At 70.8% G+C, this 3,767-nt stretch carries 4 protein-coding genes; 3 read left to right on the top strand and 1 reads right to left on the bottom strand.

Translation table 11 applies throughout. The annotated features are described in order from the left end of the window. Window positions 1-251: 251 nt before the first annotated feature. The gene (locus JF597_RS06350; protein ID WP_069758733.1) at window positions 252-665 is read right to left on the bottom strand and encodes a cytidine deaminase; all 414 of its coding nucleotides are present in this window, start codon (window positions 663-665) and stop codon (window positions 252-254) included. 350 nt (window positions 666-1,015) lie between these two features. Here JF597_RS06350 and JF597_RS06345 point away from each other — a divergent pair, with 350 nt between their 5' ends. From JF597_RS06345 to JF597_RS06335, 3 genes are all read left to right on the top strand, one after another. After that, window positions 1,016-2,152 (top strand): hypothetical protein, encoded by a 1,137-nt coding sequence (locus JF597_RS06345; protein WP_293990446.1) that lies wholly within the window; start codon window positions 1,016-1,018, stop codon window positions 2,150-2,152. Window positions 2,153-2,172: 20 nt separating this feature from the next. Then, window positions 2,173-2,904: a methyltransferase domain-containing protein gene (locus JF597_RS06340; RefSeq protein ID WP_293990444.1), complete on the top strand. Its 732-nt coding sequence runs from the start codon at window positions 2,173-2,175 to the stop codon at window positions 2,902-2,904. 311 nt (window positions 2,905-3,215) lie between these two features. After that, window positions 3,216-3,767 (top strand): glycoside hydrolase family 97 N-terminal domain-containing protein (locus tag JF597_RS06335; protein WP_293990442.1); only part of this gene is annotated, 552 nt, incomplete at its 3' end.

Genomic DNA, 3,767 nt, shown 5'->3' with positions numbered 1-3,767 from the left:
TGCCCGCGTCGAAGGCCGCCTCGGTGCAGGCGCGGGTCGCGTCCGCCTCGACGCCGCCGGAGTAGGTGAGCCAGGACCCGAGCGAGATCTCCGAGACGTTCAGGTCCGAGCTGCCGAGTGTGCGGTACCGCATGGTTGTCGCTCCTTGTGTCGGGTGGGCCGCCGGCTCCGGGGCAGGCCTTACGAGGCTGCTGTCCACCGGACCGATGACCATGCCACGCTCTCGTCGACAGCGTCGTCAGGGGTCGGTGTCATTCGGCGGCGAGCTGGTGGTCGGCCCAGACGTAGCTCTCGGGCAGCAGGTCGGTGATGCGCACGGTCCGGGTGCGGGTGCCTTCGCCGACGATGACCTCGAGATCGGGGAAGTAGTCGAGAAGAACCTGCCGGCACCGGCCGCACGGTGGAACGACCCCTCGGTCGCGGTCCCCCACGGCGACGATCGTCTCCAGTTCGTAGGCGCCCTGGGCGGCCGCCGCGCCGATGAGGACCAGTTCGGCGCAGGGGCCTCCCGTGAAGTGGTAGGCGTTCACGGCGGTGATGATCCGCCCGTCGCGGGCACGGGCCGCGGCCGCCATGGTGTGGTTGTCGCCTCGGCAACGCGTGCGAGCGACGTGCGCCGCGGCCTGGACGAGTTCGTGATCGACGGGGTGCGTCTGCGTGGTCAACTTCTCTGCTTTCGTCTTTGGTCAGGCGACGTCGACGATATCGGCGGTGGGTCGGCTCCGGGAGTCACGCGCTGGTCGGACCGGCCACGCCGAGCGGACCGACGCGGCCTCGGTCCGCGTCCTGGCGGACGGCGTGGACAGCGCCGGTCCGGCGTTCGTGAGCACCCTCCGGATCCGAGCTCGGCGCCCACGGCTGCACCAAGCTCCTCGTCATCGCCTACGAGACCTGCCTGGTCCGCGCCCGAGAACGACAGGAGTGATCGCCCCGCCCGTCCGCACGAGATCGCCGCCCCCTACTCTTCCTCTGTTCGAGACGCCACGGACACAGGGGCAAAACGGGGGGAAGCACCATGACATACCGGCGCGCGGTCATACCGGCCCTGGTCGGAGGCCTGCTGATCACGTTGTTGCTGTGGTGGGGGGGGGCGAGCGCGCAGGCACTGCAACTGCGCGGCAGCACCAGCGTGTTCGACGTGGACTCCGTGAACGAACTCCGGCGATGGCTCATGCCCTGGTCGTACGACTCCTCGGCGGCCCTGCCGTCCGACGGATCCCTGGACGCAGGCACGGGTACGGGCGGAGACACCCGGTACGCCAGTCTGTACAGCACCGCGATGCAGATCAGATTCGTGGCCGTCTTCGCTTTCTTCCTGGCCGGCGCGTTGCTCCTGCTCCGCAGGATCCCGCCGACGCGGGGCCGTACACCGGGCACGCTGCTCGCGCTGTGGGCCTGGGGGCCGGTGTCCGCGACCTTGGCCGTGACGGTCTCGGCACCCTGGCTGATCGCGTCCCGGGGGCGCGGCAGCTACCGGTTCCTGCCGCAGTTGGCGGGTGTGATCGCCTCGAGCGGACCGGTGCCAGTGTTCGCGGGGCTGTTCACCGCCCTGCTCACGGTGCTCGTGGCCCGCGTCTGTGCCAAGGGCGCGGAACCCCTGCCCCGGCGCGATGTGCCGGCGCGCGCCGCCCGCCTGGCGGCGAGCGTCGGAACCGCGGTGGTCGCACTGTCCCTGGTGATCCTTTCCTACCAGTCGGTGGCGGCCTGGATTCAGACCTCGTTCAGCGGCGCCGGCCTGCTGTCCGAGCCCGGTGACCTGCTGCGTCAGTGGCTGCTGCTCGGCGCCTGGGCGGGGCCGTCGACCGCACCCCTCGGACACTGGCTGCTGTACCGGGCCGCCGACGGGCTCCTGCTGGCCGTGGTGTGGTGGTCACTGCGTCTGCTGCCCGGCCTGCTCACCCGGACCACCGCGCCTGGGATGGCGGTGGGCGCGGTCTGCGCGACCGTGCTGGGACTGCTCACGAGCCAGCTCCTGCACATGGCGATCGACGACACCGCCTCCGTGTGGGGTCCCGTGCACATGTTCTCCGCTCTCGGCGGGGGCGTCCCCGCCGCCCTCACCTTCGGCGTCACGGCAGGACTGGCGGCCTTCGCGACACTGCGGCCGGCCGGGGACCGTGACCCCCTGCCGTCTTCTGTCGTCCCTGCCTGAATCCCTGGCAGCATGCGGTGATGCCTATCAACACCGCCTACGAGGGAGCCCTCGGCGACTACTTCGCCGACAACGCGACCGACGGCCCCTACAACGCCCACACCGACCGGCCCGCCATGTTCGCCCTGGCCGGTGACGTCACCGGGTTGCGCGTCCTGGACATCGGCTGCGGCGCCGGGCACTACATCACCGAACTGCGGGCACGAGGCGCGGCCGAGGTGGTCGGCGTGGAGGGCAGCGTGACGCTGCTGGGCCACGCCCGCGACCGCATCGGCGACGACGACGCCGTCACCCTGCTCCATCACGACCTGGAGGAACCACTCGACTTCCTGCCGGACGACTCGTTCGACCTGGTGGTCGTGGCCCTGGTGCACCATCACCTGGACGCGCGTCGGCAACTGCTGGCCGAACTGCACCGCGTGCTGCGTCCCGGCGGAACTCTGCTGGTCTCCACGGTCCATCCGACCGCCGACTGGGTCTGGCACGGCGGCTCCTACTTCGACGAGGACCGCGTCGAGACGCGTTTCGGGGACAGCGGCACCACGAACTCCCACCGCCGTATGACGATGCAGACCTTCCTGGGCGAACTCCTCGACGCCGGCTTCGCGTTGGAACGATTCGTGGAGCCGCGGGCCACGGAGGCAGCCCGCCACGTCGACGAGAGCCGCTACCTCAAGACTCTTCGCACACCGTTCTTCGTCGCTGTCCGCATGCGGAAGAACCAGTCCCCCAGCAGGCCGGGCAGGTCGTGATCGCCGACTCCGCGCCCGTAAGTGGTCCGCGGGCCGGAGTTGCCTACCCGGTGACCGCCGGCCCGGCGTCACGAAGGCGCGTCTTCCGCGTCGGGTCGGGCGCGCCGACACGCTCCTGACTCCTGACCCTGCTCAGCCGCGGCCACACCCGCCAGTACGCCCAGCACGGCGGCGCATTGACACCGGCCCGCCCCGAGGCCCAGGCGGATCCGCGGCGCCTGCGCCTCCCGCAGGCCTTGACCCCGCTCCCCCGGCCACGTACAACATTCTCCAGTAGAAAACGTTTACTCTACCGAGAGGCCGGGCTCATCATGAGAACCACAGAGGACCGGGAAGAGCCCGCGCGGGACAGAGCCGGCAGGCCGGGGGCGCTGTCACGCAGGGGTGTCCTCAAGGGCACGGCCGTCACTGTCGGCATGGCGGCGGGGGCCGTCACCACGCAGCCGGTCTACGCCGCCGAAGTACCGGCCGGCACAGGTCAGTCGGCCTGCGCGACCGCGCGCATGGGCGGCAACGCCATCACGATGTCGGTGATCGACGGAGCGCTGCGGTGGTCCGTCGACCACCACGGCAGGACGGTCGTCGACACGTCCGTCCTGGGCCTCGAACTGAGCGACGGGACCGTCCTCGGCAGCGACGTGACGGTGACCCGCAACCAGCACGGGACCGCCCGCACCACCTGGCACCCGGTGTACGGACGCAACGCCACCGTCACCGACCACTACCAGGAGCAGCGGTGGAACCTCCGGGACACCGCCTCCGGAACCCGCTTCGGCGTCCAGATCCGCGCCTACAGGACCGGTGTCGCGCTGCGCTACCTCCTGTTCGACGAAGGCACCGCCACCGTCGCGGAGGAGCTGACC

It is taken from the genome of Streptomyces sp. (assembly GCF_019510245.1).
Classification (GTDB): Bacteria; Actinomycetota; Actinomycetes; order Streptomycetales; family Streptomycetaceae; genus Streptomyces.
The sequence above is the reverse complement of the archived record's forward strand: the minus strand, read 5'-3'. Positions and strand labels throughout refer to the sequence as shown.